At 59.2% G+C, this 23,250-nt stretch carries 32 protein-coding genes; 15 read left to right on the top strand and 17 right to left on the bottom strand.

From position 1 onward, the window contains the following. Positions 1–70: 70 nt before the first annotated feature. The 15 genes from GTP58_RS24620 to GTP58_RS24555 all read right to left on the bottom strand — a co-directional run bounded on the left by GTP58_RS24620 (position 71) and on the right by GTP58_RS24555 (position 9,359). Entirely contained in the window at positions 71–1,141 is a 1,071-nt protein-coding gene (locus GTP58_RS24620) for an integrase (RefSeq protein ID WP_202413842.1), read from the bottom strand. After that, positions 1,134–1,352 carry a DUF4224 domain-containing protein gene (locus GTP58_RS24615; RefSeq protein WP_161079700.1) on the bottom strand — a complete coding sequence of 73 codons (219 nt, stop codon included), beginning with the start codon at positions 1,350–1,352 and terminating at the stop codon, positions 1,134–1,136. The genes GTP58_RS24620 and GTP58_RS24615 overlap by 8 nt, the downstream gene beginning before the upstream one ends. 433 nt (positions 1,353–1,785) lie before the next feature. Continuing rightward, the gene (locus GTP58_RS24610; protein ID WP_161079699.1) at positions 1,786–1,962 is read right to left on the bottom strand and encodes a hypothetical protein; all 177 of its coding nucleotides are present in this window, start codon (positions 1,960–1,962) and stop codon (positions 1,786–1,788) included. Between the two features lie 55 nt (positions 1,963–2,017). Continuing rightward, positions 2,018–3,457 carry an RNA-directed DNA polymerase gene (locus GTP58_RS24605; RefSeq protein WP_308937375.1) on the bottom strand — a complete coding sequence of 480 codons (1,440 nt, stop codon included), beginning with the start codon at positions 3,455–3,457 and terminating at the stop codon, positions 2,018–2,020. Continuing rightward, on the bottom strand, positions 3,421–3,777 hold the full coding sequence (locus GTP58_RS24600) for a four helix bundle protein (RefSeq protein WP_161079698.1): 357 nt from the start codon (positions 3,775–3,777) through the stop codon (positions 3,421–3,423). Before GTP58_RS24600 ends, GTP58_RS24605 begins: the two co-directional genes overlap by 37 nt. Before the next feature lie 17 nt (positions 3,778–3,794). Further along, positions 3,795–4,163 (bottom strand): DUF1566 domain-containing protein, encoded by a 369-nt coding sequence (locus tag GTP58_RS24595; RefSeq protein ID WP_161079697.1) that lies wholly within the window; start codon positions 4,161–4,163, stop codon positions 3,795–3,797. A gap of 180 nt (positions 4,164–4,343) precedes the next feature. Next, positions 4,344–4,934 (bottom strand): hypothetical protein, encoded by a 591-nt coding sequence (locus GTP58_RS24590; protein WP_161079696.1) that lies wholly within the window; start codon positions 4,932–4,934, stop codon positions 4,344–4,346. Beyond that, a complete protein-coding gene (locus GTP58_RS24585) occupies positions 4,931–5,830 on the bottom strand; it encodes a recombination-associated protein RdgC (RefSeq protein WP_161079695.1) in 900 nt (299 codons plus the stop codon). Before GTP58_RS24585 ends, GTP58_RS24590 begins: the two co-directional genes overlap by 4 nt. A 9-nt stretch (positions 5,831–5,839) precedes the next feature. Beyond that, entirely contained in the window at positions 5,840–6,046 is a 207-nt protein-coding gene (locus GTP58_RS24580) for a hypothetical protein (protein WP_161079694.1), read from the bottom strand. Continuing rightward, the gene (locus GTP58_RS31650) at positions 6,043–6,174 is read right to left on the bottom strand and encodes a hypothetical protein (RefSeq protein WP_255490731.1); all 132 of its coding nucleotides are present in this window, start codon (positions 6,172–6,174) and stop codon (positions 6,043–6,045) included. Before GTP58_RS31650 ends, GTP58_RS24580 begins: the two co-directional genes overlap by 4 nt. A gap of 60 nt (positions 6,175–6,234) precedes the next feature. Then, positions 6,235–6,882 carry a DUF1566 domain-containing protein gene (locus tag GTP58_RS24575; RefSeq protein WP_161079693.1) on the bottom strand — a complete coding sequence of 216 codons (648 nt, stop codon included), beginning with the start codon at positions 6,880–6,882 and terminating at the stop codon, positions 6,235–6,237. A gap of 66 nt (positions 6,883–6,948) precedes the next feature. Continuing rightward, a complete protein-coding gene (locus GTP58_RS24570) occupies positions 6,949–7,752 on the bottom strand; it encodes a DUF1566 domain-containing protein (RefSeq protein WP_161079692.1) in 804 nt (267 codons plus the stop codon). A gap of 129 nt (positions 7,753–7,881) precedes the next feature. Continuing rightward, positions 7,882–8,370, bottom strand: coding sequence for a hypothetical protein (locus GTP58_RS24565; protein WP_161079691.1), 489 nt, complete (start codon positions 8,368–8,370; stop codon positions 7,882–7,884). 38 nt (positions 8,371–8,408) lie between these two features. Further along, entirely contained in the window at positions 8,409–8,633 is a 225-nt protein-coding gene (locus tag GTP58_RS31970) for an Arc family DNA-binding protein (RefSeq protein WP_373924776.1), read from the bottom strand. Between the two features lie 306 nt (positions 8,634–8,939). Further along, the gene (locus GTP58_RS24555; RefSeq protein ID WP_161079689.1) at positions 8,940–9,359 is read right to left on the bottom strand and encodes a helix-turn-helix domain-containing protein; all 420 of its coding nucleotides are present in this window, start codon (positions 9,357–9,359) and stop codon (positions 8,940–8,942) included. Positions 9,360–9,451: 92 nt separating this feature from the next. Here GTP58_RS24555 and GTP58_RS24550 point away from each other — a divergent pair, with 92 nt between their 5' ends. Further along, entirely contained in the window at positions 9,452–9,634 is a 183-nt protein-coding gene (locus GTP58_RS24550; protein ID WP_161079688.1) for a Cro/CI family transcriptional regulator, read from the top strand. On the opposite strand, the gene GTP58_RS24545 is transcribed toward GTP58_RS24550, so the two are convergent. Further along, positions 9,631–9,834 (bottom strand): hypothetical protein, encoded by a 204-nt coding sequence (locus GTP58_RS24545; protein WP_161079687.1) that lies wholly within the window; start codon positions 9,832–9,834, stop codon positions 9,631–9,633. The two genes, GTP58_RS24550 and GTP58_RS24545, sit on opposite strands and share 4 nt — an antisense overlap. 68 nt (positions 9,835–9,902) lie before the next feature. Between GTP58_RS24545 and GTP58_RS24540 the strand changes: the two genes are divergently transcribed. The 9 genes from GTP58_RS24540 to GTP58_RS24500 all read left to right on the top strand — a co-directional run bounded on the left by GTP58_RS24540 (position 9,903) and on the right by GTP58_RS24500 (position 16,961). Further along, positions 9,903–10,520: a hypothetical protein gene (locus tag GTP58_RS24540; RefSeq protein ID WP_202413841.1), complete on the top strand. Its 618-nt coding sequence runs from the start codon at positions 9,903–9,905 to the stop codon at positions 10,518–10,520. A 28-nt stretch (positions 10,521–10,548) separates the two neighbouring features. Next, positions 10,549–10,797, top strand: coding sequence for a hypothetical protein (locus GTP58_RS24535; protein WP_161079686.1), 249 nt, complete (start codon positions 10,549–10,551; stop codon positions 10,795–10,797). A gap of 155 nt (positions 10,798–10,952) precedes the next feature. Next, entirely contained in the window at positions 10,953–11,300 is a 348-nt protein-coding gene (locus GTP58_RS24530) for a hypothetical protein (protein ID WP_161079685.1), read from the top strand. An 11-nt stretch (positions 11,301–11,311) separates the two neighbouring features. Further along, positions 11,312–11,677, top strand: coding sequence for a hypothetical protein (locus GTP58_RS24525; protein WP_161079684.1), 366 nt, complete (start codon positions 11,312–11,314; stop codon positions 11,675–11,677). After that, complete coding sequence (locus GTP58_RS24520) at positions 11,674–13,830, top strand: DNA cytosine methyltransferase (protein WP_161079683.1); 2,157 nt, start codon at positions 11,674–11,676, stop codon at positions 13,828–13,830. The genes GTP58_RS24525 and GTP58_RS24520 overlap by 4 nt, the downstream gene beginning before the upstream one ends. Next, positions 13,827–14,624, top strand: coding sequence for a helix-turn-helix domain-containing protein (locus tag GTP58_RS24515; RefSeq protein WP_161079682.1), 798 nt, complete (start codon positions 13,827–13,829; stop codon positions 14,622–14,624). The genes GTP58_RS24520 and GTP58_RS24515 overlap by 4 nt, the downstream gene beginning before the upstream one ends. 9 nt (positions 14,625–14,633) lie before the next feature. Next, a complete protein-coding gene (locus GTP58_RS24510) occupies positions 14,634–15,404 on the top strand; it encodes an ATP-binding protein (RefSeq protein WP_161079681.1) in 771 nt (256 codons plus the stop codon). Beyond that, the gene (locus tag GTP58_RS24505; protein WP_161079680.1) at positions 15,401–16,441 is read left to right on the top strand and encodes a site-specific integrase; all 1,041 of its coding nucleotides are present in this window, start codon (positions 15,401–15,403) and stop codon (positions 16,439–16,441) included. The genes GTP58_RS24510 and GTP58_RS24505 overlap by 4 nt, the downstream gene beginning before the upstream one ends. A gap of 124 nt (positions 16,442–16,565) precedes the next feature. After that, positions 16,566–16,961 carry a hypothetical protein gene (locus tag GTP58_RS24500; protein WP_161079679.1) on the top strand — a complete coding sequence of 132 codons (396 nt, stop codon included), beginning with the start codon at positions 16,566–16,568 and terminating at the stop codon, positions 16,959–16,961. 66 nt (positions 16,962–17,027) lie between these two features. On the opposite strand, the gene GTP58_RS24495 is transcribed toward GTP58_RS24500, so the two are convergent. Further along, positions 17,028–17,240: a hypothetical protein gene (locus tag GTP58_RS24495; protein WP_161079678.1), complete on the bottom strand. Its 213-nt coding sequence runs from the start codon at positions 17,238–17,240 to the stop codon at positions 17,028–17,030. Positions 17,241–17,529: 289 nt separating this feature from the next. Here GTP58_RS24495 and GTP58_RS24490 point away from each other — a divergent pair, with 289 nt between their 5' ends. The 5 genes from GTP58_RS24490 (at position 17,530) to GTP58_RS24470 (ending at position 23,245) form a co-directional block, all read left to right on the top strand. After that, entirely contained in the window at positions 17,530–20,352 is a 2,823-nt protein-coding gene (locus tag GTP58_RS24490; RefSeq protein WP_161079677.1) for a hypothetical protein, read from the top strand. Continuing rightward, the gene (locus tag GTP58_RS24485) at positions 20,352–20,576 is read left to right on the top strand and encodes a hypothetical protein (protein WP_161079676.1); all 225 of its coding nucleotides are present in this window, start codon (positions 20,352–20,354) and stop codon (positions 20,574–20,576) included. The genes GTP58_RS24490 and GTP58_RS24485 overlap by 1 nt, the downstream gene beginning before the upstream one ends. Before the next feature lie 33 nt (positions 20,577–20,609). Next, positions 20,610–21,002 carry an HNH endonuclease gene (locus GTP58_RS24480; protein WP_161079675.1) on the top strand — a complete coding sequence of 131 codons (393 nt, stop codon included), beginning with the start codon at positions 20,610–20,612 and terminating at the stop codon, positions 21,000–21,002. A gap of 116 nt (positions 21,003–21,118) precedes the next feature. Beyond that, positions 21,119–21,556 (top strand): hypothetical protein, encoded by a 438-nt coding sequence (locus GTP58_RS24475; protein WP_161079674.1) that lies wholly within the window; start codon positions 21,119–21,121, stop codon positions 21,554–21,556. Further along, positions 21,557–23,245 carry a terminase large subunit gene (locus GTP58_RS24470; protein WP_161079673.1) on the top strand — a complete coding sequence of 563 codons (1,689 nt, stop codon included), beginning with the start codon at positions 21,557–21,559 and terminating at the stop codon, positions 23,243–23,245. Positions 23,246–23,250 lie beyond the last annotated feature (5 nt).

Genomic DNA, 23,250 nt, shown 5'->3' with positions numbered 1-23,250 from the left:
TAAATCAATGGCTTACGCTGTGAGTAACCAGCCTTAAATTCGGGCATTGTGTTATTCAAATTGTGATGGGTTATTCGAAGCCGATTTTCCCCGGTTTCACGCGCTCAGGTTTGCGGCGATAAATACGATCTGTGACGCGGCTATCCACGTGTGAGAGGAGTGCGCGGGCATGGTCCAGCGACTCGGCGTCGCTGGCGCACTTGGCGCGCAGGTCATGCTCGGTGAAACGAGCTGTGAGTGTTGTTTCCTCCATGACACGAATCATGAAACGTTGCCACATGGAGTCCCAGCCGCTGGCGGTCTCCTTAACTGGATCGATGTAGCATTCGCCGACGCGGGTACAGAACAGCAGGTGATCTACTCTTGCTGGTCGAACCGCGGTGGCGGTTGCTACAGCAGCGCGTAGATCGTCGTTCCACTCATAGATCGTCGATTTTCCAGTTTTGCCGGCCGTCTTGTGCCTGGTCACGTGGATGCCATCTTCCTTGAAGGCTTCGGCCGGGTTCAGGCGTAATAGGTCGCTTCGGGCCAAGCCGGTGAGCAGCTTGAGTCGGATGTAAGCCTGCAACATCAATACGCTACCCTGCTTGCGCTTGCTGGGCAGTGCCAGTACCTCGATCAGCTCCCAGTCCTCCACGTAGCGCACGCGCGGCGCCTCGCCCTCCAGGCGAACCTCGCCTTTGAAAGGGTGACGGTCGATCAGCCCCCATTCCACGGCCTTTGTGAAGGCGTGCGAGAGCGCGTCGACAGCTCGGTGGGCGGCGATACGTGTTGCCTTGCGAGATTCGACGTACTGGTAGACGTTCTGCGGCCGAATCCAGTCGAGCGGCGCATCGCCAAAAACAGCCTTAAGGTTGCGCAGCGCGCGGCGCCGCTCGACCTGGTGCCGAGGTGACTTTTTCGGCAGTTCCTCCAGCGAATAGCGGTCGAGCAGCGCGCCGATCGTCTTGGCTGAGTCAGTCACTTCCAGACGCTTTGCCCATTCCGCATAGGCATCGGGTAGCGTGGCGCCCAGCCGGAATTTTCTCTTGCCATCCCAGCGCTCCTCCAGTCCAGCAGGTACCTGATAATAGTAAGCACCATGCGCAAACACCCAACGGGCAGGTAGCCCAGCATTTTCCTTTAATCTCTTTCTAGGCATTCGCCGCGCTCCAGTTTGGTACGAATTCTTTCTTGCGCGCTGCAGCCGCTGGTGCGCCGCCCAGTTCACGCTCCACGTGCGATCGCAGCACCAGCAGACCACCGTCGGCGCGGATGCGGTAGACGATACCCAGGGCGTTCAGCATGCGTCGCTGTGCCACGCGCGTCTTGCGGTCGGTCATCTCGCGGATCTCTTCCGCGTCTAAAAACATTGTTCCCATTGCTCAATCCCCCGTCTGCGTTGCGGATACGGAAACCAGGAGGGTGTGCGAGACAACCCAATGTGAATTCCCACCCCAGCGCCGCGACCCAGCACTTCGATTTACGGTTCTGACGCTGCAAGAGTCATGGCAATATCTGCTTATGCTCATTTTTTTACTCCTTACTAATTATTCGCGCGCTGTGAGCGCCACGCGATGAATGGCTCGCGGACAAGCTGGTGGAACCGCAGCGCAGCAGCGGTGTTCAAATCAAGATCACGGCGGCTGCCGACACCGCAAATGCGGAGCACAAACTCCTTTGCGCCGCTCTCGGCCCACGCCTCATGCTATGGATCGATCTCCTGCAGGTAGGCCAAGAAACCGGGGTCGCGGCAAAATGCGCAGGCCATGATGCATAGTTCTCGGGTTCGCATCTCGACTCCGATCACGTCACTTCCGGCGCCAGCGTAACTTCGCTGGCTGGCACCGGGTCTTTCCTGCCGGTCAAGTACACCTCGGTTTCAATGGCACCGCCGGACGGCCCGGTGCGCAGCACGTGGATGTGGTTGTACTTGCCCTGGTAGAACACGCGCTGACACTTGTGAATAGCGCGCAGCAGCATCTGGTCGTGTTTAAACGCCTCCGCCCTGGCAAGCTCAGAAAGACTCTGACACGGTTCATTCGCTCCCATGTGGCCTCCGATAGGTTTTAGTCAAGGCGCCGTTGACGGCATGACCGCGCCGCAGTACGGCGCGTGCAACGCGCGCCCGGTCGCGGTGGCTGTTGCTGGACTGACGTAGCAGGCCGAAGTAGCTGTTGGCTGAGGTGAAAACGTCGATGTGGTCCAGGGCGCCAATGCGGCTCACAGCCTCCCGCACGGTGCGGCGGCGCGTGCTGGTGTGCCAGGGTTTGATGACGTGCCCGACGAAGTCGACGCCGCGCGCTACCGGCTGCAGGATCGTCTTTGAAGGATTCAGCCGCGCATGTAGCGTGTCAGGCAAGAAGGCGCCGATCCGCGTGAGCGCAGCGCCCAGCCATTGCGGCGATTCGTGCAGCAGTACGAAGTCATCGACGTACCGCACATAGTGCCGCGCGCGTACCTGGTGCTTGGCGAACTGGTCCAGGGCATTCAGGTACACGTTGGCGAAGAACTGCGACGAGAGGTTCCCGATTGGCAGCCCAAGGTGGCCTGGCTGGTTCATCAAGCGCTTGTGCGGCGGCACACGCGCCAGCAGGGCAGGCGCGCCGCGTAGTTCGAAGTCCTCGCGCGGATCGTGATGCAAGACCGTGGCCGCCAGCTGCATCCACCACGGCTCATGGATGCGCTCGGCCAGTTGGCCGTCCAGCACGCGCTTGTCGATCGTCACGAAGAAATTGGCCAAGTCGCACTTCAAGTACCACAGCGGCTTCGACCAGTTCTGGCTCGCGCTGCGGATCTTCGCTGCGAGCCGCTGGGCGGCGTAGAGCGTGCCGCGCCCAGGAATGCACGCGCAAGTATCGGCAATGAAGCTGCGATAGAATCGAGGCGCGATGCGGTTGTACAGCAGGTGATGCACAACCCGGTCACGGAAGTCAGCCGCCCAAACCTCGCGCGCCTTGGGCCGCGTGACCACAAAGCAAATCGATTTGCCTGGCTTGTACTCTCCGCTGACCAGCTCCTCGTTCAGCGACATCAGGTTATGCTCCAGGCGCTCTTCGAAGTGAAGAGCGCTCTGGCTGTTGCGTTTGTTGCGCCGGCAGTCGAAGTATGCGACTACCAGATCCTGCAGCGTGAAGTCTGCAGGGATTGCATCGTTTCGATCTGCGGACGACGCGCACACGGCCCTCGTTGTCCTTGTGGTTGTAGTTCTGGTTGCCATCGTTGAAGTTCTGGTTCCACGCATAGGAAGGGTTGGAGGCGTGCTGCGTCCGTTCGTGCTATCTACGTCGCCCCGGCGAAGGCTGTAGCCGATCAGCGGGGAAACTGCGCCAGACCTGGCCAAACACCGTTGGCCGGTTTCTGCGACGCGCATGGCGGTGGCCTTGTGAGCCAGCGGCACGACCAGATTTAAAAATCGCACAGACATGACAGCCTTGACGGTCAAGTAGCGGGCGACGATGCGGAGTGCTTGCGCCATCCATTTGCCTGGCGGCCAATCTTGCTGGTCAGCTCGATTGCCTTGGCATACTGCCCCTTCGATACGAGCGCCAGATCGACCGCAAGGCGGAACAGCAGTTCCGTGACCTGCACACGCTCCAAGAGGCGCTCCAGGTGCGGTACCTTGTCGCGAGCGCAGTTCGCCTTGTAGACGAGCAGCGACAGCTCCAGGCACTCGGCATTGATCTTCTGGCCCACGGTACCTTTGTAGTCGCGGCGCATGTTCTTGATCAACTCCATGGCGAGCAACATCAGTTCGTAGGTCAGCTTGTAGATCGGCAGTTCGGTATGGATGGCCATGATGAATGACTAAATGGTTAAATGACTAATCTGCGGACGACGCGCACACGGCCCTCGTAGTCCTTGAGGCAGTAGTACTGGAAGCCATCGTCGAAGTGCTGGACCCACGCATAGGAAGGGTCGGAGGCGTGCTGCTCGCCAGACCAATACCAGCGCGGCTCGAACTCCTCTTTCAGGTTGGCAGACAGCAGCGCATGTTCGCGGCGGGTCGGCAGTTCACCGCCAGCCTCGGCGGCAAACGCCACCGCCTTGTCCCAGCTCAGGCCCTCGGCCTTGTTTGGCAGCAGGAACAGGTGATAGTCCTGCTCGCCGTTCTTGCCCAGAATCAGGCCGGCATACATCTCGCCGGGGCGAACGTTCTGCTCCATGAATAACGCTTTGCTCATGTAACTCTCCTAGTGTTGAATCAAAAAATAGCGGCGCGCCGCCGGCTGACTACGGACTACTGAACACCTACCACCAGTTCCAGATCACCAGCGCGATAAACACGCCGTAAATGGCAAGGATCTCGAGCCAGGTGATGCGCCGGAAATTGTGGTTCTTGGCGGCGCGAAAATCGTCGTCGTTCATGTGACCTCCATCTGATTTGCGGCAAACGCGATATCAACGCCCTTGATGGGCTTCCCGGTGATTTCGCTGTAGCGGCTCAGGAACGCAGCTTTTGCCGCGCGCGGCGCCAGCGGGGCAATCACCAACGGAAGCGGCACCACGCCCGCCAGGCATGCCCACTCGCCGGCGCCGGCGGGCATCAAGTCACGCTGCTCAGTCGCCAGCAGCACCATGTCCGCAGCCTTGATCTGCGGCGGAAGCGGGAGTGACAGACCGAAGCGCGCGAGCACGGCCTGCTCGACGTTCCGTTCGATTGCCTTGTAGTCAGGCAGCAGTGCTTTCAGCGGTCGCGAGACGTCGCCAATGAACGCCTCGGCGGCATCGTGCAGCAGCCCGTGGAGCGCGAACTCTGGCGGCACCACCTGACTGACCAGCACCGAGTGCTGGGCCACCGAATAGAACTCGCGCACGTGCCCGGTGAAGCGACACACATGCGCGAGAGCGTGCGCGATGTCCTCGATGCCGAAGACTGATTGCGCCGGCGCAGTGAAGTCAAAGTAGTGTCCGGACTGGGTATAGATGTTCGAGCGCAGCTGTGCGTGACTCATGCCCGTGCCTCCCCGCCGAGCGCCGCGACCACGTCCGCCAGCATCTTGGACAGTTCGCCCGTCATCAGCATGAAGTCGCCGTCGAACCGTTCTTCGTCGTTGCGCACGCCAGCGTCTTTCTCGTCGAGCACGTCGAGTGGCTTGACGCCCTTGATGGCCAGCGACTCGGTCAGCACGAACGAGATCTTGCTGTCCCACGTCATGGCCAGGCGTGTGCACTGCTTGCCGTTGGCGATGTGGCGGCGCACTTCTTCCGGGTCCAGCGAGTGCTTCACATAACGCACGGCCGCCTTGCTCTCGCCAGTGGCGCGCAGTTCGGTATCCATGTCGACGGTGAAACCGGCTGGCGCCTCATCGGTTTGCAGCCATTCGGTCATCACGCCCACCGGCGAGCGCTGCACGCGCAGGCTTTCCAGCGGCATGCGGTCGACCGCTTTCAGCAGCAGCTTGATGACTTCATCGGCCCTGGCGGGGCTGGCAGCATCCACCACCAGCCAGCCGTTGATGGGATCGATCCACACGCCGGTGAAGACTGCCGTGCTGAGTGCCGTTGGCAGCTTTTCGTCCGCGATGCGCTCCCTCAACTCCTTCATCGCCTTCTTGCCAGGCGCGAAGCCCTGTTTGAGCTCCATTTCAGCAGCGCGCGCCTTCGCCAGCTGGTTGATCGCCTTCGCTGGCAGCAGCTTCTTCTCCGTCTTGAGCATGAACAGCATCTGACGATTGACCGTGTGCACCAGGTCACCGCCCTCGCGCGGCGGCACCCAGCCCTGGCGCATCAGTTCGTTGCTCGACAGCGGCACGAACCACTGCGGCGCCAGATGCTCGATCAGCGCTGCCGGCGTCATCGCCCAGTTGAGTGGCAGTCGAAACACCTGCAAATTTTTAAACCACGACATCTTGCTCTCCTATTTTTCTGAACTGAGGACTGCTTCCATGCGCTCGCCCGCCGCACGCTCGGCTTGAAGAGCCTTGAGAAGCTCCGTGCCGATAGCGCGGTGCTGGCTATACAGGGCAAAGGCCCGCGCGTTCGCGTGGCGATACGCACTCATTGCGCGATGCCGGCGCAGCTTGCGCCGCGCATAGATGAGCAGGAGAAAAAGCCATCCGATCATCGCTGCACCATCGCGGTCACGCCCAGCGCGCCGCCGTCATAGGCGGCATCAATCAGCAGGCCCAGATCACCGATGGCGGCATAACTGCGCGTGCCATCGGCGGTTCGTTCGGTGATGAGGTATTTCATGTGCACCTCCATCTGGTTGGCTTACGCGCCGCTGCCGGCGCGCCTGTCGAAATTGATGAATTACTGAATAGGCAATCTGCGGACGACGCGCACACGGCCCTCGTAGTCCTTGTGGCCGCAGCCCTGGTAGCCATCGTCGAAGATCTGGTCCCACGCATAGGAAGGGTCGGAGGCGTGCTGCGTGCTGGACCAGTACCCCCAGTCTTCGAACGCGTCAGGTTCGCCTTCCTTGAAGCCTGCAACGACCGTCTGCTCCGGCAACTCTTCCGTGTATGCCTCACCCACCGGCACGCTGCTCGGATTGACGCCGTCCTCGCCGTCGGCGTAGTTCGCTTCCGCCGTTGGCTTGAATGCGCGGTACTGCAGTTCCTGCTCGTCGCGCGCCGGGATGTACCAGTCGCTAAAGCCATTGATGCTCAGTGCCAGTGCGGCCTGTGCCAGTTCGCTGCCGGCGCCAGCCAGCGTCTCGGTGTTCGCCTGGCCGTCGGCGCGATGATCGGCGCCGTCTACCTTGGCCAGCGATGGCAGCAGGCGGCCGCGCAGCTGGCCAGCGGCGCCCGCGGTGATCAGCGCGTACTGCTTTCCTTCGATCTGGATGACGCCGGTATAGAAGCCGCCTTCGAACGCTGCGCCGATGGCGGGGAGGGCGGTTGCCGAGACAGCGGCGATTACTGCGCTTTCGATTTCAACAGGCGTAGCGGTGCTCATGGTGAGACTCCATAGGTGAGAACGTGAACCGGCGCGCCGCGCCGGGCTTAGGGAATTACTGAATGACTAAATGGGCAATCTGCGGACGACGCGCACACGGCCCTCGATGTCCTTGAGGTTGAAGTGCTGGATGCCATCGCCGAAGCCCTGGATCCACGCAAAGGAAGGGTCGGAGGCGTGCTGCGTGCTGGACCAGTACCAGTGCGGTGCGAACGCATCGACGCCACCGGAACGGAAGTTTGCGGCCTTGGTCTGCTGCGGGAAGTCGCGCGTGTAGAGTTCGCCGGTAGGGGAGCTGCTCGGGTTCACGCCGTCGCCGCTGGTGACTGCGTTGCGGTCGGTGGTGGGCTTGAGGTTGCGGTACTGCAGCTCTTGCTCGTCGCGGCTCGGGATGTACCAGTCGCGGTGGCCGCCGATGTCCAGCGCGAACGCCTGCGCAGCCAGGCCGCTGCCAGCCATTGCCATGGCGCGGGTGTTGGCGTGGCCGTCATTGCGGCTGGTGGCGCCCTCGACGTCAGCCAGGCTCCAGGCGCCGTGCAGATCGCCCTCGGCGCCAGCGGAAATCAGGGCGTAGCGTTTGCCGTCGACGGTGATGATGCCGGTGTAGTAGCCGCCCGCGAAGGCCTCGCCGAGGTCAGGCAGGCCGACGGCGTGGTTGACCAGGTTCAGCTCGGCGACCAGGTCGAGCGATGCGGTGATGACGCGCTGATCGACGTCCAGCACGATCAGGTGCGAGCCATTGCGGTCGGTGTACTTCGTGAAGCCCTCCCACGCCGAGGCGACGGCCAGGCCGGTCACGGTTCGGTCGCCTAGGCGGGCGCAGTAGGTGCGTTCTTCGGTGATGCTCAGGACTGCGGAGGCAGGGGACATCGGATTCTCCATCGGTTTAGAAAAGTGATGGAGTCAAGTGTAGATCGCTAAACCATATAAAGTCAAGGGTACTAAACCATTTATTCGTTAGCGATTACTGGTCCACTTACCAGCTGCTATAGCCGGAAGCTAATTACAGATTTTTTTCCAGTGATCTTCAAAGACTGCTACGCGCGCCTGCTCATACTGCTCAGACTCGGATAGCAATGCTATTTCCGGCGCGAGTCCTTTCTTCGCGTTGAACGACTCAAGGTAGTCAACTTTCTTGGCCAGTACCAAAATGAATTCGTCGGTGGACTCTTTGCCGATCATCCCGGTGCCCTCCAGGTAGATGACCTTACTCAATCGCCCGGAGATAAACCGTTTATAGCCGGTGTACGCGCCCATGCCATTTTTCGCGTTGATCTCACCGCAATACCAATCATAGTCAATGAACCGTTCGTTCCTAAATTGTGCGCTGGAAGGGTCCTTCATTAAAGAGCTGAGCGACAGGCGTGCCGACCGGTAGACAAACCAGTCGTCATATTTAAACCACAGGGTGAGACTGAGCGCAGCTATGGCTAGTGCTGCTGAAATGAGTGTTTTTGTCATTGGGGGGGGATTGAGGTCAAAGCCCAATGATATTGCAGTTTTAGAAACTCGCGGCGATTGCCGGCCTACATTTGATCTAGGACTTTTCGCAACATAGATTTCAACTCAGCGATCTCAGCTAATACCTCTTTAGATGGTCCAGCCTCAAGTCTGGCAAGAATCTCGGTATTCAAGCTACGACCGTTTTCGTCGGCGGATGCCTTCAGTTGCGCATGGAGCTTCGGGGGGAATCTGACCGCAGATTGGATGTAGTCTTTCTGCAACAGTTTTTTTGCGGGCGGTTTTATCATCGCCCGATTTTTTCATGCTGTTGCTAATCTGAGTACAAAGTGCTTCCATGCATGGAAGCGCATAGGTGAGAATCTGTTACAATTCATTTTACAACTAGCAGTACTTTACCCGTGTACTTTCCAAATGAAACCCTATCCAACTTGTAATATAGTTGGCACATTGTAAACAATTGATAGTTTGGTGCAATGAATAACTTGGATAGGATAGTTGCCGCATATCGTGCAATGGACGAACGGCGAAGAGCTGAGGCCGTCGTTAAGCTAGAGAGAATGGCAGCCAGACATCCGGAGCCGAAGGCGCCTAAGCTATACCTCGTTCCTCGCAAGTCTCGGTGAGACGATTCGCTTTGACTCTTCTGCAGTCGCCATGATGTCGTCTCTACCATCATCGTCTGTAGTACGGTAAAGGGTGAGCAAACGGGCCTCTGCAGTGCTAATCCAGGAATAGGTGGGCTGCTGCTGGACAATTCTGTCTACATAGATGATCTTGCTCGCGTCTAGTTTTTTCTCACCTTCCCCTGTCATTAACCAGACGTGGCTATAGCCGGAGTTGCGCTCTATCGCCAGTGCAAACCTGATGTCGATAGACTTAATCTTTCCACTGAGCCATTGATTAACGACACTCTTCGATGCGCCCGAGGCTTCGACCAACGCAGTTTGCCCACTAAGCGTTGCGGTGGCTAGATGGGCGCAGACCTCTTCTAAACGGCTAATCAGGTTTTCCATGTAAAGAATTCTAAACAATGATAAGTGAAGTGTGCTTGACCTCTTTCGGTTTAGCGTTCTATACTCGCATCAAACAGTTTTTGAGGTCGGTCATGAGTTCTTCCGAAGCGGCAGAAGCCAACCGCATTATCGATGCCTTAGGCGGCCCGTCTAAGGCTGCCTTGCTACTCGGCATCACCAAGAGTGCTGTATGCCAGTGGCGCAAGAATGGTGTGCCGAAAACCCAGCTGAAGTACTTAAGGCTTGCACATCCCCAGGTATTTCAATCCAACTAGGGAATCCCGTGCTCCTCTTCACATGCCAATCCTTGCTGGCAGCCCTCGCTGGACTCGCTCTTGGTGAGTGGACGGGTCGGCGGCGTGCCGCGCGCGAGCGCCGCAAGCGAGACGAGTTGTTCGGCATTTTGAATAGTGAAGAAGACGGTTAGCCAGTTGTTCGAGCGTTCGAAATTCTTCCTTGCCAAATAGTAACTCATTTGCAATTCCGGTCTTTATTTGTTGTTTTGTAGATGTTTCAAGATTAGTCACTTCGGAGTTAGAAAGCATGCGCAACGAATCGCACACCACCATGATCGGCATACTGCGCGGCCACGTAATCGACTGGCGCAAGCGCGAAGGATGGAGTCGGGAGGCCGTGGTGCAAATGATCGTCGAAGCGCACGAGCGCATCGAAGGTCCGTCCACTACAGGAATCGTGTTCGACCCCACCACTCGCGACGCATTCGAACGCCAGAAGGTCAACGCCGACCGCGTGTTCCGTTGGCTGGACGACGAAAGCAAAGACACCAACCTGCTGCCGGCCAACTTCATGCATTCGATTTGGGCAGCCATGCCAATGGAAGTGCGCCTGCCGTGCATCGCAGACTGCGTGCGCCCGCTCGGCGTAATGGTTGGCAGTAGCGACGGTTTCGATGAGGTTGAATTCGACGCACAGGAGCACTTGCGCCAGCTCGTCAAAGAATCGGCCGAGGCGCAGCTGGCGTTGATCAATGTGCACGCCGGCGCAACGCTGCCTCAGCTTGAGGCGGCTCACCGTGAAATTGAGGATGTACACGAGGCCACCAGCCGCACCCGTCGCGCGCTCGCTGGCGCGATTGCACGCCTACGCGCTGGAGCATCCAAAGTCCGCAAACTGAATCCATTGCGCCGTAGGCAAGCGTGACACTTCCACCCCCAATAAGGAGAGATCCATGAGCAAGGCAGTACTGAATACAGCCCCGCGAAAAATCGAGCGAAACCCGCTGCTCGATCATTTGCTGGACATGAATAACCTGGTTAACGATGCGGCGCTTGCGCGTGTGCTGGAAGTCGCGCCTCCGGTCATCAGCAAGATTCGTAATAACCGCATGCCCGTTGGCGCGTCGCTTCGTATTCGCATCATGCGCAAGCTTGGCACTACGCTGGAGACACTGGACAAGCTGGCACCGGAGGCAGCTTGAGTGCGCCGGCGCCGGCAGCGCCGCTGCCGATCGAACCAGGTCAGGTGATGACACACAAGCAGTACCAACAACTGATTCGCGACGCTGCGGGTCAGAAATAGAAAAAGCCCGCGTGCAGGCGGGCCTCGGTAAAACACACAACAAGGACATTATCCATGAAATTTCCTTCCTCGAATAGTCGTGCAGTTGTCGTACTGCGCGCGTTGCTTTCCCAGCCAGCAACCATCCATCAGGGTATTGAGCGTCATAGCCTCCTCGGCGTCGGCGAGCAGAAGATCCGCGAAATCTACGAGCGGCTTGAGGTCGACGGTCACCTGGTAAAAAAAGGAATCGTCTATGAGGTCAGCCCGGATGCCCGAGACCGGTTGATGCCGACGTCGAATGGTGCACCGGATGTGCCGCCCACCGAACCGGCATACCGCGGTAATTGGCATGGGTCAGTGCTCACCGCAGCTAGTGCTCGTCGAAGTGGCGCTGCATTCGGCCTCAACTTCCGTCAGTAATCGAGGCCGCCATGGGAGCGTTTTGCGTTTTCGGCGTCAGCCGTGCTGTCAGCAAGCAGATTGCTGAGAAAAAGACCAATGAGTACGAAGGGCGCCGCGCGCTGTCGATTACCGAGTGGGCATCTCGTCGTGATGCTATGGCAGCGGCCCTATTTGAAAGCTGCACGAAGCCATATCGTATTAGCCCTGAACTGGACAGCCCTCAGTTTTGCGAGGACTGGATTGCAGTAAATCCCAACGAAATCAAGTTGGCCAAGGTGATGGTGCGCGGTCCGAAAATCGACAAGGGGGGGGGCGGTCGTAAAACGCAACGGGGCCGTGTGCATGACCTGGCACGAGTACACGGGCGTCAACCAGTTCGCGGGAGTGCTCGATGAAGCGTGATTGCCATACCTTTTCGCTCGACCTTGGGCACGAGCTGATCATCGACAACTTTGCCGGCGGCGGAGGAACAAGCACTGGCCTGGAAGCAGCATTCGGCCGTCCGGTCGACATCGCCATTAACCACGATCCTGAGGCTCTGGCGATGCATGCCATCAACCACCCGCACACGAAGCATCTGTGCGAGAGCGTGTGGGATGTCGACCCCATTGCTGTCACCAACAACCAGCCAGTAGCAGTGGTCTGGCTGTCGCCGGACTGCAAGCATTTCAGCAAGGCCAAGGGAGGCACGCCGGTAAGCAAGAATATCCGAGGCCTGGCGTGGGTCGGCCTGCGCTGGGGGTATCAAACCAAGCCACGGGTGATCCTGCTGGAAAACGTCGAAGAGTTTCGGACTTGGGGACCGCTGAAGGTCGGCGACGATGGTGACATGTATCCAGATCCACAGTTCAAGGGTCGTCTTTTCGAGGCGTTCAAGGCTGCATTGTCGACGGGCGTTCCCGCCGATCATCCGGATCTGGACGAGATTTGCGAGGTACTGGGCGATAGCGTACCGCGCAGTGTACTGGTGAAGGGCCTTGGCTACATCGTGGAGTTTCGCGAATTGCGTGCGTGCGACTACGGCACGCCGACAATTCGAAAGCGCCTATTCATGATAGCGCGCCGCGACGGCCTGCCGATCCGCTGGCCAGCGCCGACCAATGGCGCGCCGACTTCTGCAGGCGTGCTGGCCGGGCACTTGGCGCCGTGGCGCACGGCCGCTGAATGCATCGATTGGTCCATCCCGTGCCCGTCAATCTTCGAACGCAAGCGCCCACTGGCCGACGCCACGCTGCGCCGCATCGCGAAGGGCATTCAGCGCTACGTGGTGGACGCGGAAACACCGTTCATCATCGGCCAGGGCGGTCCGATCTACTCGGGCAAGCCGGTGCCGGCTGACCAGCCGTTCGGCACGCTGACGACGGAGAACCACCGCGCCATTGTCGTGCCCAGCATCGTCCCTGTTACGCATCAAGGAAGTGACCGCAGCGAATCGGTTCACGAGCCATTCCGCACCATCACCAGCGCGCAGCGCGGAGAGAAGGCGCTGGCCGTCGCTACCATGGTGCAGACTGGCTACGGTGAGCGCGATGGCCAGACGCCCCGTACGCTGGACATCGAGAAGCCGCTGGGCACGGTCGTGGCCGGTGCCAGCAAGGCGGCGCTGGTGACCGCGTTCTTGAACGAGCATGCCAATTCGAGCAGCCAGCGCACGATGCCCGCTGACGAACCGCTTCGCACCATTTGCGCGCAGGTCAAGGGTGGGCACTTCAGCGCAGTTGCCGCCACGCTGGCGCCATTCGTCATGACCAACACGACTGGCCATCCCGGCACACAGGTAGGCGCTCCAATCCCAACAGTCACCACGGCGGAAAATCAGACTCTGGTCACCGCGCACATCACCAAGTTCCGCACCGGCGCGACCGGCAGCGATATGAACGACCCGGTGCCGACGATCACGGCTGGGCCGAAAGAAAACCCGGCCGGCGCGCCGCACGCGTTGGGCATCGTTACAGCACATATCCAACGCGACATGGGGCAGAGCGTCGGCCATGCCGCAGACACCCCGCTCGGCACGGTGACGGCCGGCGGTGGCGGCAAGTCCGCATTGGTGGCTAGCAGCCTGGTGAAGTTGCGCGGCACCAGCAGCACTGCGGGCATGGACGAGCCGTTGCACACGGTCAGCGCTGGTGGCCAGCACCATGCGGAGGTGCGCGCTTTCTTGGTGAAGTACTACGGCACCGACCAAGACCCGCGCCTTGAAGAGCCGCTGCATACTGTCACCACTAAGGATCGCTACGGCCTGGTGACAATTGAAGGCGTGGACTACCAGATTGTCGATATCGGTCTACGCATGCTGGAGCCAGCTGAGTTGTACCGCGCGCAGGGCTTTCCGGCAGACTACATCATCACGGAGATCCCGGATCCAGAACTGTTGTTCAAGGACGGAGAACAGGCGCCTGGTGATCCTCTAGCACTCCCTCGTGTTCGACTGACAAAGTCTGCTCAGGTTCGCATGTGCGGTAATAGCGTGTGCCCCCCGTTGTCCGAAGCGCTGATCAGGGCCAACTTTGCGCATGAGCGTGAGATGGGGCTGGTGGCCGCATGAGTATTGCTCTGATGACCCTCGCCTGGAAGATGGATTTGCCGACACATCCGAAGATGGTTTTGCTGGCATTGTGTGACAACGCAAACGATCAAGGCGAGTGCTATCCATCCGTCGCCATGCTCACCGAAAAGTGCAGCATGTCCGAGCGCAGCGTTCAAAAACACATCGCTGACATGGAAAAAACGGGTGTTATCACCCGCGCTTATCGCGCCGGCCGCAGCACGGTGTACCAGATCAACCCCCGCAAACTGTGCACCCCCGCAGCAGATGCACCCCCGCAGAATGCGCACCCCACCCCCGCAACTGGTGCACCCACACCCCCGCAACTGGTGCACCCCACCCCCGCAACTGGTGCACCCATAACCATCATAGAACCATCAATAGAACCATCAAGTAAACATCATAAGCGCCGACAAGCCGGCGCCGACGCGTTCGACGCCAAGAGCGCGTTGCTTGCAGAAGGCGTTTCCGTGCAGGCGGCGGATGACTGGCTGATGGTCCGCAAAGCGCATCGCGCGCCACTGACGTCGACCGCACTGGCCCAGATGAAGCGCGAGGCAGACAAGGCCGGCATGTCGATGGATTCCGTGGTGACGCTGTGCTGCTCTCGCAACTGGCGGGGCTTCCAGGCGGATTGGGTGGTTGATGGCAACCGCATGGCAGGCGGGCAGGCGAAGCAGAGCGGCAAGTTCGCTGTCGGAAGGCTCGATCACAGCAGCAGTCGTGCTGCGATGGACGAAAGCATGCGGCAGAGGGGCATCCGCGCCGGCAACGATGACGACCAACCCTTGTAGGAGAACTGAATGAAGGAATTTTCGAAAGTGCTGGGCGTGGATAGCGTGCTGAACATGCTCCGTGAGGTGCCTGGCACCTGCGTATATCACGGGCCGAGCATCGCACTGCTGCCGAAGAACCCGCGCAGCGGCCGTACCGAGTGGTACTGCGGCGTCTGCGCCGAGGAAAAGCGTCGCGAGGAAGACCACGCCGCCTATGTGCGTGGCCGAAACGAAACGCTCTACCGCATCGCCAACATCCCACAGCGTTATCGTGGGCAGCTGTTCGTTGCAGCCACGGACCGGCAGAAACAGGTCCGCGCTACAGTGCGCGCGTTCCGCGATGCTATTGTCGCCGAACAGCGTTGGGCGGTGCTGATGATGGTGGGGACCACCGGTACCGGTAAGACGCTGCTGGCCTGCGAGCTGGCCCAGGCACTGATCGACAAATGCTCGATGTCCGTCCGCTATTGCACCGCGAGCCAGATGATTTCCGAAGTCCAGAGCACTTACGGACGGGAAGGAAAGACAGAAGAGCAGGAGCTGATGCGCCTGGCGCAGTACGACCTGCTCATACTCGACGAGGTGGACGCTATCCGCTCGACGGAGAATTCCATCCTGCTGCTGACCGAAATCATCAACCGTCGTTACAACGCTGAAAAGCCAGTGCTGGTCATCAGCAATCAGCCGACGGCATTGCTGCGCACTTACGTTGGTGACCGCGTTTTCAGTCGTTTTAGCGAGAATGCACTCGTGTGTGCACATGACTGGGAAGATCAGCGCTCAGCGATGGCGGCATGACGGTATCCCTGTTCAAGATTGGTGGGATCTGGCACTACCGATTCCAGGTGGCGCCAAATCCTCGCGTCCAGCGTAGCACCAAGCTGCGCAGCAAGGCTGCCGCCCTGCAGGTAGCGGATCGTGCGTACAGCAATGCGGTTGAGCGTGCCAATGGCGGCGAGCCGATGCCTACGCTGTCCGAAGTCATCGTTGAATGGTTCGAGTTGCGAGCGCCGATCTCCAGCGCGGCGCACATCCGTAGCGTCGACGTTTTCAAGCGCCTTCACACCTACGATCTGGGTGGCCGGCTCATCAGCGACATCGATACCGAGGCCGTCGAGCGCGCCCGCGCCCAGCACCTGGCGACGCACAACTTTGCATCGGCCAACCACTGGTTGCGCGTGCTCAAGCTGCTGGTGAACTGGGCGGTAAAGCGTCGCATCCTTGCCCGCCTGCCATGGGATGTAGCAATGCTCAAGGTGCAAAAACGCCCCCGCGCCATCCTGCCGATGTCCGTAGTGATGAATTGGTTTGAGCAGGTCGACCGCGCCTCCTCGCGCGCCGCCGGCGTAGGCATCGCTGTCCGTCTCATGTTGTGGCTGGGACTGCGCGAGTCGGAAGCGATCACGGCGCGCTGGGAGTGGTTTGACTGGGAGCGCAGGACATACACACCTGGCATAACGAAGGGGCGTGAGGCCGACGCCCTGCGCCTGCCGCGCCGGCTTGCCGAATACCTTGAGCCGATGCACCAGATTGACGGCCTTGTCGCCTGCCAGCCTGATGGCCAGGCATTCGGCCCTGGCTTCTGCCGTTTAGCCATCATGGCTGCAAACGCCGCCTGCGCGATCAAGGGAATCACGCCGCACCGCTTGCGGGGCACCATCGCCACGATGATGAGCGAGGAGGGAGTACCGGTGCAGGATGTCCAGCGATACCTGCGGCACAAAGATGTTCGCACGACCATGGCCTATCTCGAAATCAACATGGACCGCGTTACTCAGGCGCAGGACCGCATCACGGGAAAAATCGAAAACCATGGCGAAAAAATGGCGAAGTAATTTGAAGTAAGCCTTATACAGACTGGTGGTCACGATTATTGCGGATCATCAGAATGAGTCAGCCGAGCGCCAAGAATGCGCTGTGCCAAAGAGTAAAGAATCAACTGCCAAACGAGGAATCATCATGCTGCAGCGAGTGAGAAAACAAGATGCTAAAGTCACAGCCTGGTCGCGACCAGACCCGCTGGAATACTGCCTGGAGCTGTGGAAGGAATGGATGCAGAAAGGCGGCTGCCGCCGCGCTGGCTCGCTAGTGATGGGGGGGCTAGTTGGTGACGCCGACGGCCATGGGCATGACTTGCACGAGGCGCAACACAGCCACGATATGCAGGTAGCCGCGGCCGTCGATGCGATGGTCGACAGCTTGAGCCGTATTCATGTCTGGGCGATCTATGCCAGTTGCAGTATTGCCACGACTTGGCGATTTCCGCACGCGAACTTGATCCTCACTGCCGAAGAGGCACGTGCAGCGCTAGTAGCGAAGTTGAAAAAAAACGAGTGCACGAGGAATTTTTTCTGATATAGTGCGTGCACCGGGGAGTTCGCTCGCCTGAAAAAAGTAAGCCCGCATCTTCGCGGGCTTTTTTTATTTCGGGAACCACATACGAAGTACTTTGTCGGCGGCAAAGAAAATCGGCGCCGACTTTGTGCCTTCGATTACATAGTGGTCGCTTCCGATGTTTTTTACCGTTCCGCTCCTTGTTTCGCCATCGAGAAAAGTTACGTTCCAAACCGTGCTCTCGTTGGAGCCAGGGTTTGCGTCAGAATGCTCGCGGGCAGCACGAACAATATTCGTCATCTCTATTCCTCTTGTAGTCAAAAGAACATTTTAGCAGGGCCGCATCCATGCGACACCATCAGTTCCGCGATTTGATCGAGCACGCTCTCAATGAGCCTAGTGGAAAGATGCTGAATGCCTTGATAGAGCAGCTTCGCGACGCGGAGCGTTCTCGCGAAATCCTGCGCGCCAAGGGCTACGGCTCCAGCGGCATGTCGGCGAGCGCTACAGCTGCACAAGTACCAAACCGAAACTGAAATACTGAGACACCAGACTGGCCGCCTTGAGCGGTCTTTTTTTTGAGGGCCATATGACCGTTAAACTGCTCAAGCCGTATGGCGCACGGCCAGCAAACGCCATTACCAGCACGTTGGATGCTAGCACTGAGGCAGCAATGATCGCCTCTGGCCAGGCAACGCTCGACTTGACCGGCGGAATCAAATACTTCCTATCACGGCCCGGCTTAGCGCTGCAGGCGAAGCAGGTGGCAGTCGGTTCAATTGCCTTAAGGATGGAAGAGCAAGCCGTTCTGATTCTTCCTGAGGGGCAGGTTCTGAAGGTGACGGGCGACACCGGGACTGTTGGTGAGATTTCGCGGGTGTTTGGATCAGACAAGTGGGCTGTCGGTGTCGGCGTTCTTGCCCCAATCGGCCCGTTCACCGGGTCGCATAAGCTGCTGATCACCTGCACCACTGGCGCCATCAGCGCATCGGTTGCCGAGGCTTCCGTCACGAGTCTGCAGCCGGCAAAAAATGCAGACCTTACCCCTGCCTTCTCGTCGCCAGGCTCGAAAAATATTTCCTTGGGCAACCCGCTGGGATTTGTTGGTGCTGACCGCCCGACCCTGGTGTTTGGCCGCGACCACCCAATCAAGCAGATTGTCGGTGACAACTCGCATGATGGTACACATCAATGGTTCAAGGATTACGGCTTGTGGCCCTACTACTTGACCGTCTGCACGGAGGTTGGCGGCGCTTCGACGCCGGAGACAGACAGTACGAAACTGTCCTGGTCGGATGTACGCGCGTTGCAAGCGGACGGTGTAGAGATTACCAGTCATGCCAATCGCCACCTGACCAACCTGGCGCGCCTGTGCACCGGTTTTGGCCTCCAGTACACCGGCGCCAATGCCACAGCAACGGCTTATGTGACCGACAATCCACGCACACTGGTACTGTCGGATGCTGCTGCTGTTTCGTTTGATCTGACCAACACCAGCTACGATACGATAGCGAAACTGCAAGCAGCGGTGCTTGCAGTTTCCGGCTGGCGCATGAGTGTTGCTGACGAGCTGACTGGCGCCGAGCGTTCGGCTGACCTGCTGGTCGTGGCCGCACCAGGCAAGAACTGCAAAGCTCAATACGCGCTGTTTGCTTTGTCGGGCGGCCTGCTTGTGCGCTATAAGGGCACTGCATACCGCACCGCATTCACTCGCTGCCTGAGTGGCCAGTACCTCCAGTTCTTCGGCGACGGCGTGCTGGTTGCCGAATTCGATTTTTCCAGCGGCAGCTACAATACTTTGGCCAAGCTTGCCACGGCCGCCAGTGCGCTGGACTCGGGCGACTGGGAGGTCAACCTGCTGAACAACGCCGCGGCGCAGCCGATGTATTGCGATGGCACGGAGAGCCCCACCGGCGTCATCACTGGCGGTAACGCGCAGGACTGCTTCCAGAAGTTCGTCTGGGTTGCCGGCGGCATTCCGATTGCGCAGGTGTGGCGCAAGGTGCTCAAGCGGGCGCGCGACGTGGCGAAGGCGAACGGCGTCAATTTCCAGAACTTCTCCGATGTCGGTGGCGGCGCATATACGCCGGCCATGTGGCAGATTTCTGAGTTCTCCAACCTGTCGCGTGCAACGAACCTGCTGACGACCATCCGGCCCGCTGCTGTCCCAGCATATTCGGCGGCGACGCTGCCGAACTTCACTTACGACACCAGCACCACAACCGTGACCGCCGCGCAGTTTGCTGCAATCGTACCGGCGCTGGCCGATTCGCCTGGTCATGTGGTGTGCAGTTTCCTGCACGATGTCCTCAAGGACAACAGCTCCGGGCGCAACTTCCTCGACTGGCAAGCATCGGACGGCCCAGGCTACATGATGGAAGCGAACATGCTGGGCTTCCTGCAAAACGTCAAGGCTGTGACGGATACGAATAATCTGAATGTGCTGACCCAGCAGGGTTTCTTCTCGGTGAAAGGGCGCTTGCCGAAGCCACCGAACTTCCTGTTTAATCCGCGATGGAAAAACAGCGGTAACGCAGGAGCCGAGTCGCTGGTTGGTCTCGTCGGCACAGACTCCGGCTGGCGTGTGCCGGGTTGGCGAATAGCAACGACGAACACCACTGCGCTTGCGATCGATAACGACGGGGTGATGACCTTCACGTCGATTGGCGCGAACTACCTGCAGGCCCAGGTGTGGCTGGAACCCGGAAAGACCTACCACATTGGCATGCTGGCCGAGGCCATGGCTTACACCTCCGGTCAAGGCATTTCGATTCAACTGGTTCCGCTGGCCGGCTGGGAGTATCTGAACGAGATCCCTAGCACGCAGGGCATTGTGTTTGATGAGTACGCAGCCAGCGCTGCGGGCGTGCACAAGTACTTCAACGGGGTGCTGACGGTGCCGGTACCAACACGCAAGCGGGCTTATATTCGCGCTCGCAGTGGTGGCACGTTCAATCTGTCGGCGAACAAGAACATCCGAATCAATATCGACAACATTGGTCAGACGGCGGATATCGACTGCTCGGCAGGCGCGGCATCATCGGCAGCTGTGTACGCCTACGAGATGGCTGCAGCGATCAACGCGGCGATCAAGGCAACGGCCGCGTATGCCACGCATTCTGAATACCACAATATTGCCCGGGCCGAGAATGGGCGTCTCATACTCGAATCGCCGTACAACAGCGCCAACACGACCACCGCAGCGCGCATCGTTGTGTCCGCAGGAACGACCGCCAGCGCCGCCCCCGCAATTTTCGGGACCTCCGGCGGCACCACGCAGCCCATTGGTTACTTCAGCCCGCAGGGCTCGCAAGGCCTGGTGCCGTACAACTTCACCATCAACATCAACCTGGTTGGTTCGGCGCGCATTCAGGCGCCAGTGATTAAGGAAGTAGAAGGGGGGACCTACTGATGAAACTGTCTGACCTGACCTTCATAGAAGGCTGCGGCTGCTGCCATGTCTACGAAGAAGCGAAGTTCCAGGCTGGTGATGCGAGTATCGTCGTGATGCTAATTCCCCAGGAAGAAGGCCCGGCCCTCTATACGGTCTTGATTGATCGCCCCAGCGTTTCGCAGGAGCGTCACTTCAAGCTCGATACGGATAGCACTGAGGCGCTCTTAGCGTCGATTGCCTGACTCATTGTTGGCGGTCTGCAAGGCAGCACAAGCATGAAGTTGAGCACTTTGAAGTATCCAATGCAGCAGCTGCGAAATACGCTACCCGTCGCGCAGCCTACGTCATGGCGCGCGGGGAAAGAGAGTAGCACCAAACGCGGCTACGGCTACAAGTGGCAGCAGGCCCGCGCAGGCTACCTTCGCAGCAATCCACTCTGCGTGTACTGCGCGCAGTCTGGCCGGACGACGGAGGCGACGGTAGTCGACCACCGCGTACCGCACCGTGGTGATCAGAAACTGTTCTGGAGCAAGGCGAACTGGCAGGCGCTGTGCAAGCCTTGTCATGATGGGGAAAAGCAGCGCGAAGAAGCGCGGATGGTTGGGGATGCGATCGATGGCGATCACCTCATCAGCGATGCTAGCGAAAGACATTTCATCGGAGAATGATTTCGCTGGGGAATCATTGATGGGGGGCGGCCAAAAGTTTTGGCCGCCGATTTTTCTAGACCGCACACTCTCCCACGCGCGGAAAAAAATCCCTTTTTTAAAACGGAATTCAGCAAATGGCAGGCGTCAAAGGAAAAAGCGGCGGCGCCCGCGCCAATGCGGGCGGGGCGCGTGCCGGGGCTGGCCGCAAGCCCAAGGAAACTGCCGCGAAATCAGCAAATGCGGGCCGGTCGAAATCAGCAAATGCCAATGCTGTGGTGACTGCACTTGAAAAGCAGCCGCACGGTGGTTCGTTGAAGCGCTCAAAGTCACAGACAGTGAAAATCTCTGAGCGCAGCATGCTGCAGTTGTTGCAAGACATAGCGCTGGGCCAAGTTGAAGCGAGCGGTTTGCAGGTGCGCGCCGCAATCGCTGCTGTTCAGTACACCCACACCAAAAAGGGTGATGGCGGAAAAAAGGACGAGGCAGCCGAGAAAGCGCGAGCAGCTGGCGCCGGCAAGTTCGCCGCTACTGCGCCTCCGAAGCTGGTTGCCGCTGGCGGAAAGAAGGTCTAAATGGTTGAGTGGTCAACTGCTTGCCCCGATTGGGTGGAGCGCATTATTGCTGGCCGGACCATCATCCCACCGCCGATCTTTCCAGCGCAGGCTGAACAGGCGCTGGAGATCTTCAAGCAGCTTAAGATCGTCGACGCGCCGGGCAGCCCGACGTTTGGCGAGTCCTGTGCGGAGTGGGTGTTTGACTTGGTGCGCTGTATTTTTGGCGCATACGACGCGGAGAGCGGTCGGCGCCTCATTGTCGAATTCTTCGTGCTGCTGCCGAAGAAAAATTCGAAGTCGACGGTCGCAGCCGGCATCATGATGACGGCGCTGATCTTGAACTGGCGCCAGTCGGCGGAGTTCTCGGTGCTGGCGCCGACGGTCGAGGTAGCGAACAACGCGTACACGCCGGCGCGCGACATGGTACAGAAGGACGATGATCTGGATGCGCTCATGCACGTCCAGTCGCATGTGAAAACGATCACGCACCGGGAAAGCAACGCAATTCTCAAGGTGCTGGCGGCGGACCAGAACACCGTCGGGGGCAAGAAGTCAGTCGGCACGCTGGTCGATGAGTTGCACCTGTTCGGGAAAATCTCCAGCGCGGAGAATATGTTTCGGGAGGCGTTGGGCGGCCTGGCGTCGCGCCCGGAAGGCTTCGTCATCTGGCTGACGACACAGTCTGACGAGCCGCCAGCTGGCGTATTCAAGCAAAAACTTGAGTATGCCCGCAAAGTGCGCGATGGAGAGATAGTCGACCCATCGTTCGTGCCGATCATGTTCGAGCATCCGCCAGAGATGTTGAAAAGCGGCGACTGTTTGCTGCTCGAAAACATGGCGATGGTCAACCCGAACATCGGATTTTCAGTCGACCAGGCATTCCTCGAACGCGAGTACACGAAGGCGAAGCAGGCCGGTATGGAGTCCTTCCGCGGCTTCATGGCCAAGCACGCCAACGTGGAAATCGGCTTGAACCTGCGCTCCGACCGCTGGGCAGGAGCGGAATTCTGGGAGGCCGCCGCAATTGCCGTGTTCACGCTGGAAGAGCTGATTGCGCGGTGTGATGTAGCTACCATCGGTATCGATGGCGGCGGCCTGGACGACCTGCTTGGACTGGCGGTAACCGGTCGTGAACGCGGTACCGCCCGCTTGCTGGCTTGGTTCCACGCCTGGGCGCATGAAATAGCACTGGAGCGCCGAAAGGAAATTGCGCCGGCACTGCTGGATTTCGTCAAACAGGGTGATCTGACGATTGTCAAAGTGCCTGGTGACGACGTCATGGAGCTCGCTGACGTCGTCTGCAAGATTAACGATGCGGGCTTGCTCCCCGAGAAAATGGCGATCGGTGTCGACTCCGCCGGCATCATCGATATCGTCACCGAGCTGGTCAGCGATGCGCGCGGCGTCACGATGGAGCAGATCATCTCAATCCGTCAGGGCTATTCGCTCAATGGCGCGATTAAGAGTACCGAGCGTCAGGTAGCGGCAGCGACGCTGGTGCACACAGGTAGTCCGATGATGAATTGGTGTGTCGGTAACGCACGCATCGAAGACAAGGGCAACGCCATCCTGGTGACCAAGGCCGCCTCCGGCAAGGCCAAGATTGACCCGCTCATGGCGCTGTTTAACGCGATCTCGTTGATGGTCCTGAACCCGGTTGGTAAAGGCGACTCGGTCTACGAGACGCGTGGCATCCGCATGATTTAAGGAAC

It is taken from the genome of Duganella sp. CY15W (assembly GCF_009857555.1).
Classification (GTDB): domain Bacteria; phylum Pseudomonadota; class Gammaproteobacteria; order Burkholderiales; family Burkholderiaceae_D; genus Rugamonas; species Rugamonas sacchari.
Note: the sequence above shows the minus strand (reverse complement) of the source record. Positions and strands in the feature narration are given on the sequence as shown.

Excerpts from the sequence above, each read along its gene's own strand:
- GTP58_RS24620 (WP_202413842.1), bottom strand. The coding sequence starts at position 1,141 with ATGCCTAGAAAGAGATTAAAGGAAAATGCTGGGCTACCTGCCCGTTGG.
- GTP58_RS24615 (WP_161079700.1), bottom strand. The coding sequence starts at position 1,352 with ATGTTTTTAGACGCGGAAGAGATCCGCGAGATGACCGACCGCAAGACG.
- GTP58_RS24610 (WP_161079699.1), bottom strand. The coding sequence starts at position 1,962 with ATGCTGCTGCGCGCTATTCACAAGTGTCAGCGCGTGTTCTACCAGGGC.
- GTP58_RS24605 (WP_308937375.1), bottom strand. The coding sequence starts at position 3,457 with ATGGCGCAAGCACTCCGCATCGTCGCCCGCTACTTGACCGTCAAGGCT.
- GTP58_RS24600 (WP_161079698.1), bottom strand. The coding sequence starts at position 3,777 with ATGGCCATCCATACCGAACTGCCGATCTACAAGCTGACCTACGAACTG.
- GTP58_RS24595 (WP_161079697.1), bottom strand. The coding sequence starts at position 4,163 with ATGAGCAAAGCGTTATTCATGGAGCAGAACGTTCGCCCCGGCGAGATG.
- GTP58_RS24590 (WP_161079696.1), bottom strand. The coding sequence starts at position 4,934 with ATGAGTCACGCACAGCTGCGCTCGAACATCTATACCCAGTCCGGACAC.
- GTP58_RS24585 (WP_161079695.1), bottom strand. The coding sequence starts at position 5,830 with ATGTCGTGGTTTAAAAATTTGCAGGTGTTTCGACTGCCACTCAACTGG.
- GTP58_RS24580 (WP_161079694.1), bottom strand. The coding sequence starts at position 6,046 with ATGATCGGATGGCTTTTTCTCCTGCTCATCTATGCGCGGCGCAAGCTG.
- GTP58_RS31650 (WP_255490731.1), bottom strand. The coding sequence starts at position 6,174 with ATGAAATACCTCATCACCGAACGAACCGCCGATGGCACGCGCAGTTAT.
- GTP58_RS24575 (WP_161079693.1), bottom strand. The coding sequence starts at position 6,882 with ATGAGCACCGCTACGCCTGTTGAAATCGAAAGCGCAGTAATCGCCGCT.
- GTP58_RS24570 (WP_161079692.1), bottom strand. The coding sequence starts at position 7,752 with ATGTCCCCTGCCTCCGCAGTCCTGAGCATCACCGAAGAACGCACCTAC.
- GTP58_RS31970 (WP_373924776.1), bottom strand. The coding sequence starts at position 8,633 with ATGATAAAACCGCCCGCAAAAAAACTGTTGCAGAAAGACTACATCCAA.
- GTP58_RS24555 (WP_161079689.1), bottom strand. The coding sequence starts at position 9,359 with ATGGAAAACCTGATTAGCCGTTTAGAAGAGGTCTGCGCCCATCTAGCC.
- GTP58_RS24550 (WP_161079688.1), top strand. The coding sequence starts at position 9,452 with ATGAGTTCTTCCGAAGCGGCAGAAGCCAACCGCATTATCGATGCCTTA.
- GTP58_RS24545 (WP_161079687.1), bottom strand. The coding sequence starts at position 9,834 with ATGAGTTACTATTTGGCAAGGAAGAATTTCGAACGCTCGAACAACTGG.
- GTP58_RS24540 (WP_202413841.1), top strand. The coding sequence starts at position 9,903 with ATGCGCAACGAATCGCACACCACCATGATCGGCATACTGCGCGGCCAC.
- GTP58_RS24535 (WP_161079686.1), top strand. The coding sequence starts at position 10,549 with ATGAGCAAGGCAGTACTGAATACAGCCCCGCGAAAAATCGAGCGAAAC.
- GTP58_RS24530 (WP_161079685.1), top strand. The coding sequence starts at position 10,953 with ATGAAATTTCCTTCCTCGAATAGTCGTGCAGTTGTCGTACTGCGCGCG.
- GTP58_RS24525 (WP_161079684.1), top strand. The coding sequence starts at position 11,312 with ATGGGAGCGTTTTGCGTTTTCGGCGTCAGCCGTGCTGTCAGCAAGCAG.
- GTP58_RS24520 (WP_161079683.1), top strand. The coding sequence starts at position 11,674 with ATGAAGCGTGATTGCCATACCTTTTCGCTCGACCTTGGGCACGAGCTG.
- GTP58_RS24515 (WP_161079682.1), top strand. The coding sequence starts at position 13,827 with ATGAGTATTGCTCTGATGACCCTCGCCTGGAAGATGGATTTGCCGACA.
- GTP58_RS24510 (WP_161079681.1), top strand. The coding sequence starts at position 14,634 with ATGAAGGAATTTTCGAAAGTGCTGGGCGTGGATAGCGTGCTGAACATG.
- GTP58_RS24505 (WP_161079680.1), top strand. The coding sequence starts at position 15,401 with ATGACGGTATCCCTGTTCAAGATTGGTGGGATCTGGCACTACCGATTC.
- GTP58_RS24500 (WP_161079679.1), top strand. The coding sequence starts at position 16,566 with ATGCTGCAGCGAGTGAGAAAACAAGATGCTAAAGTCACAGCCTGGTCG.
- GTP58_RS24495 (WP_161079678.1), bottom strand. The coding sequence starts at position 17,240 with ATGACGAATATTGTTCGTGCTGCCCGCGAGCATTCTGACGCAAACCCT.
- GTP58_RS24490 (WP_161079677.1), top strand. The coding sequence starts at position 17,530 with ATGACCGTTAAACTGCTCAAGCCGTATGGCGCACGGCCAGCAAACGCC.
- GTP58_RS24485 (WP_161079676.1), top strand. The coding sequence starts at position 20,352 with ATGAAACTGTCTGACCTGACCTTCATAGAAGGCTGCGGCTGCTGCCAT.
- GTP58_RS24480 (WP_161079675.1), top strand. The coding sequence starts at position 20,610 with ATGAAGTTGAGCACTTTGAAGTATCCAATGCAGCAGCTGCGAAATACG.
- GTP58_RS24475 (WP_161079674.1), top strand. The coding sequence starts at position 21,119 with ATGGCAGGCGTCAAAGGAAAAAGCGGCGGCGCCCGCGCCAATGCGGGC.
- GTP58_RS24470 (WP_161079673.1), top strand. The coding sequence starts at position 21,557 with ATGGTTGAGTGGTCAACTGCTTGCCCCGATTGGGTGGAGCGCATTATT.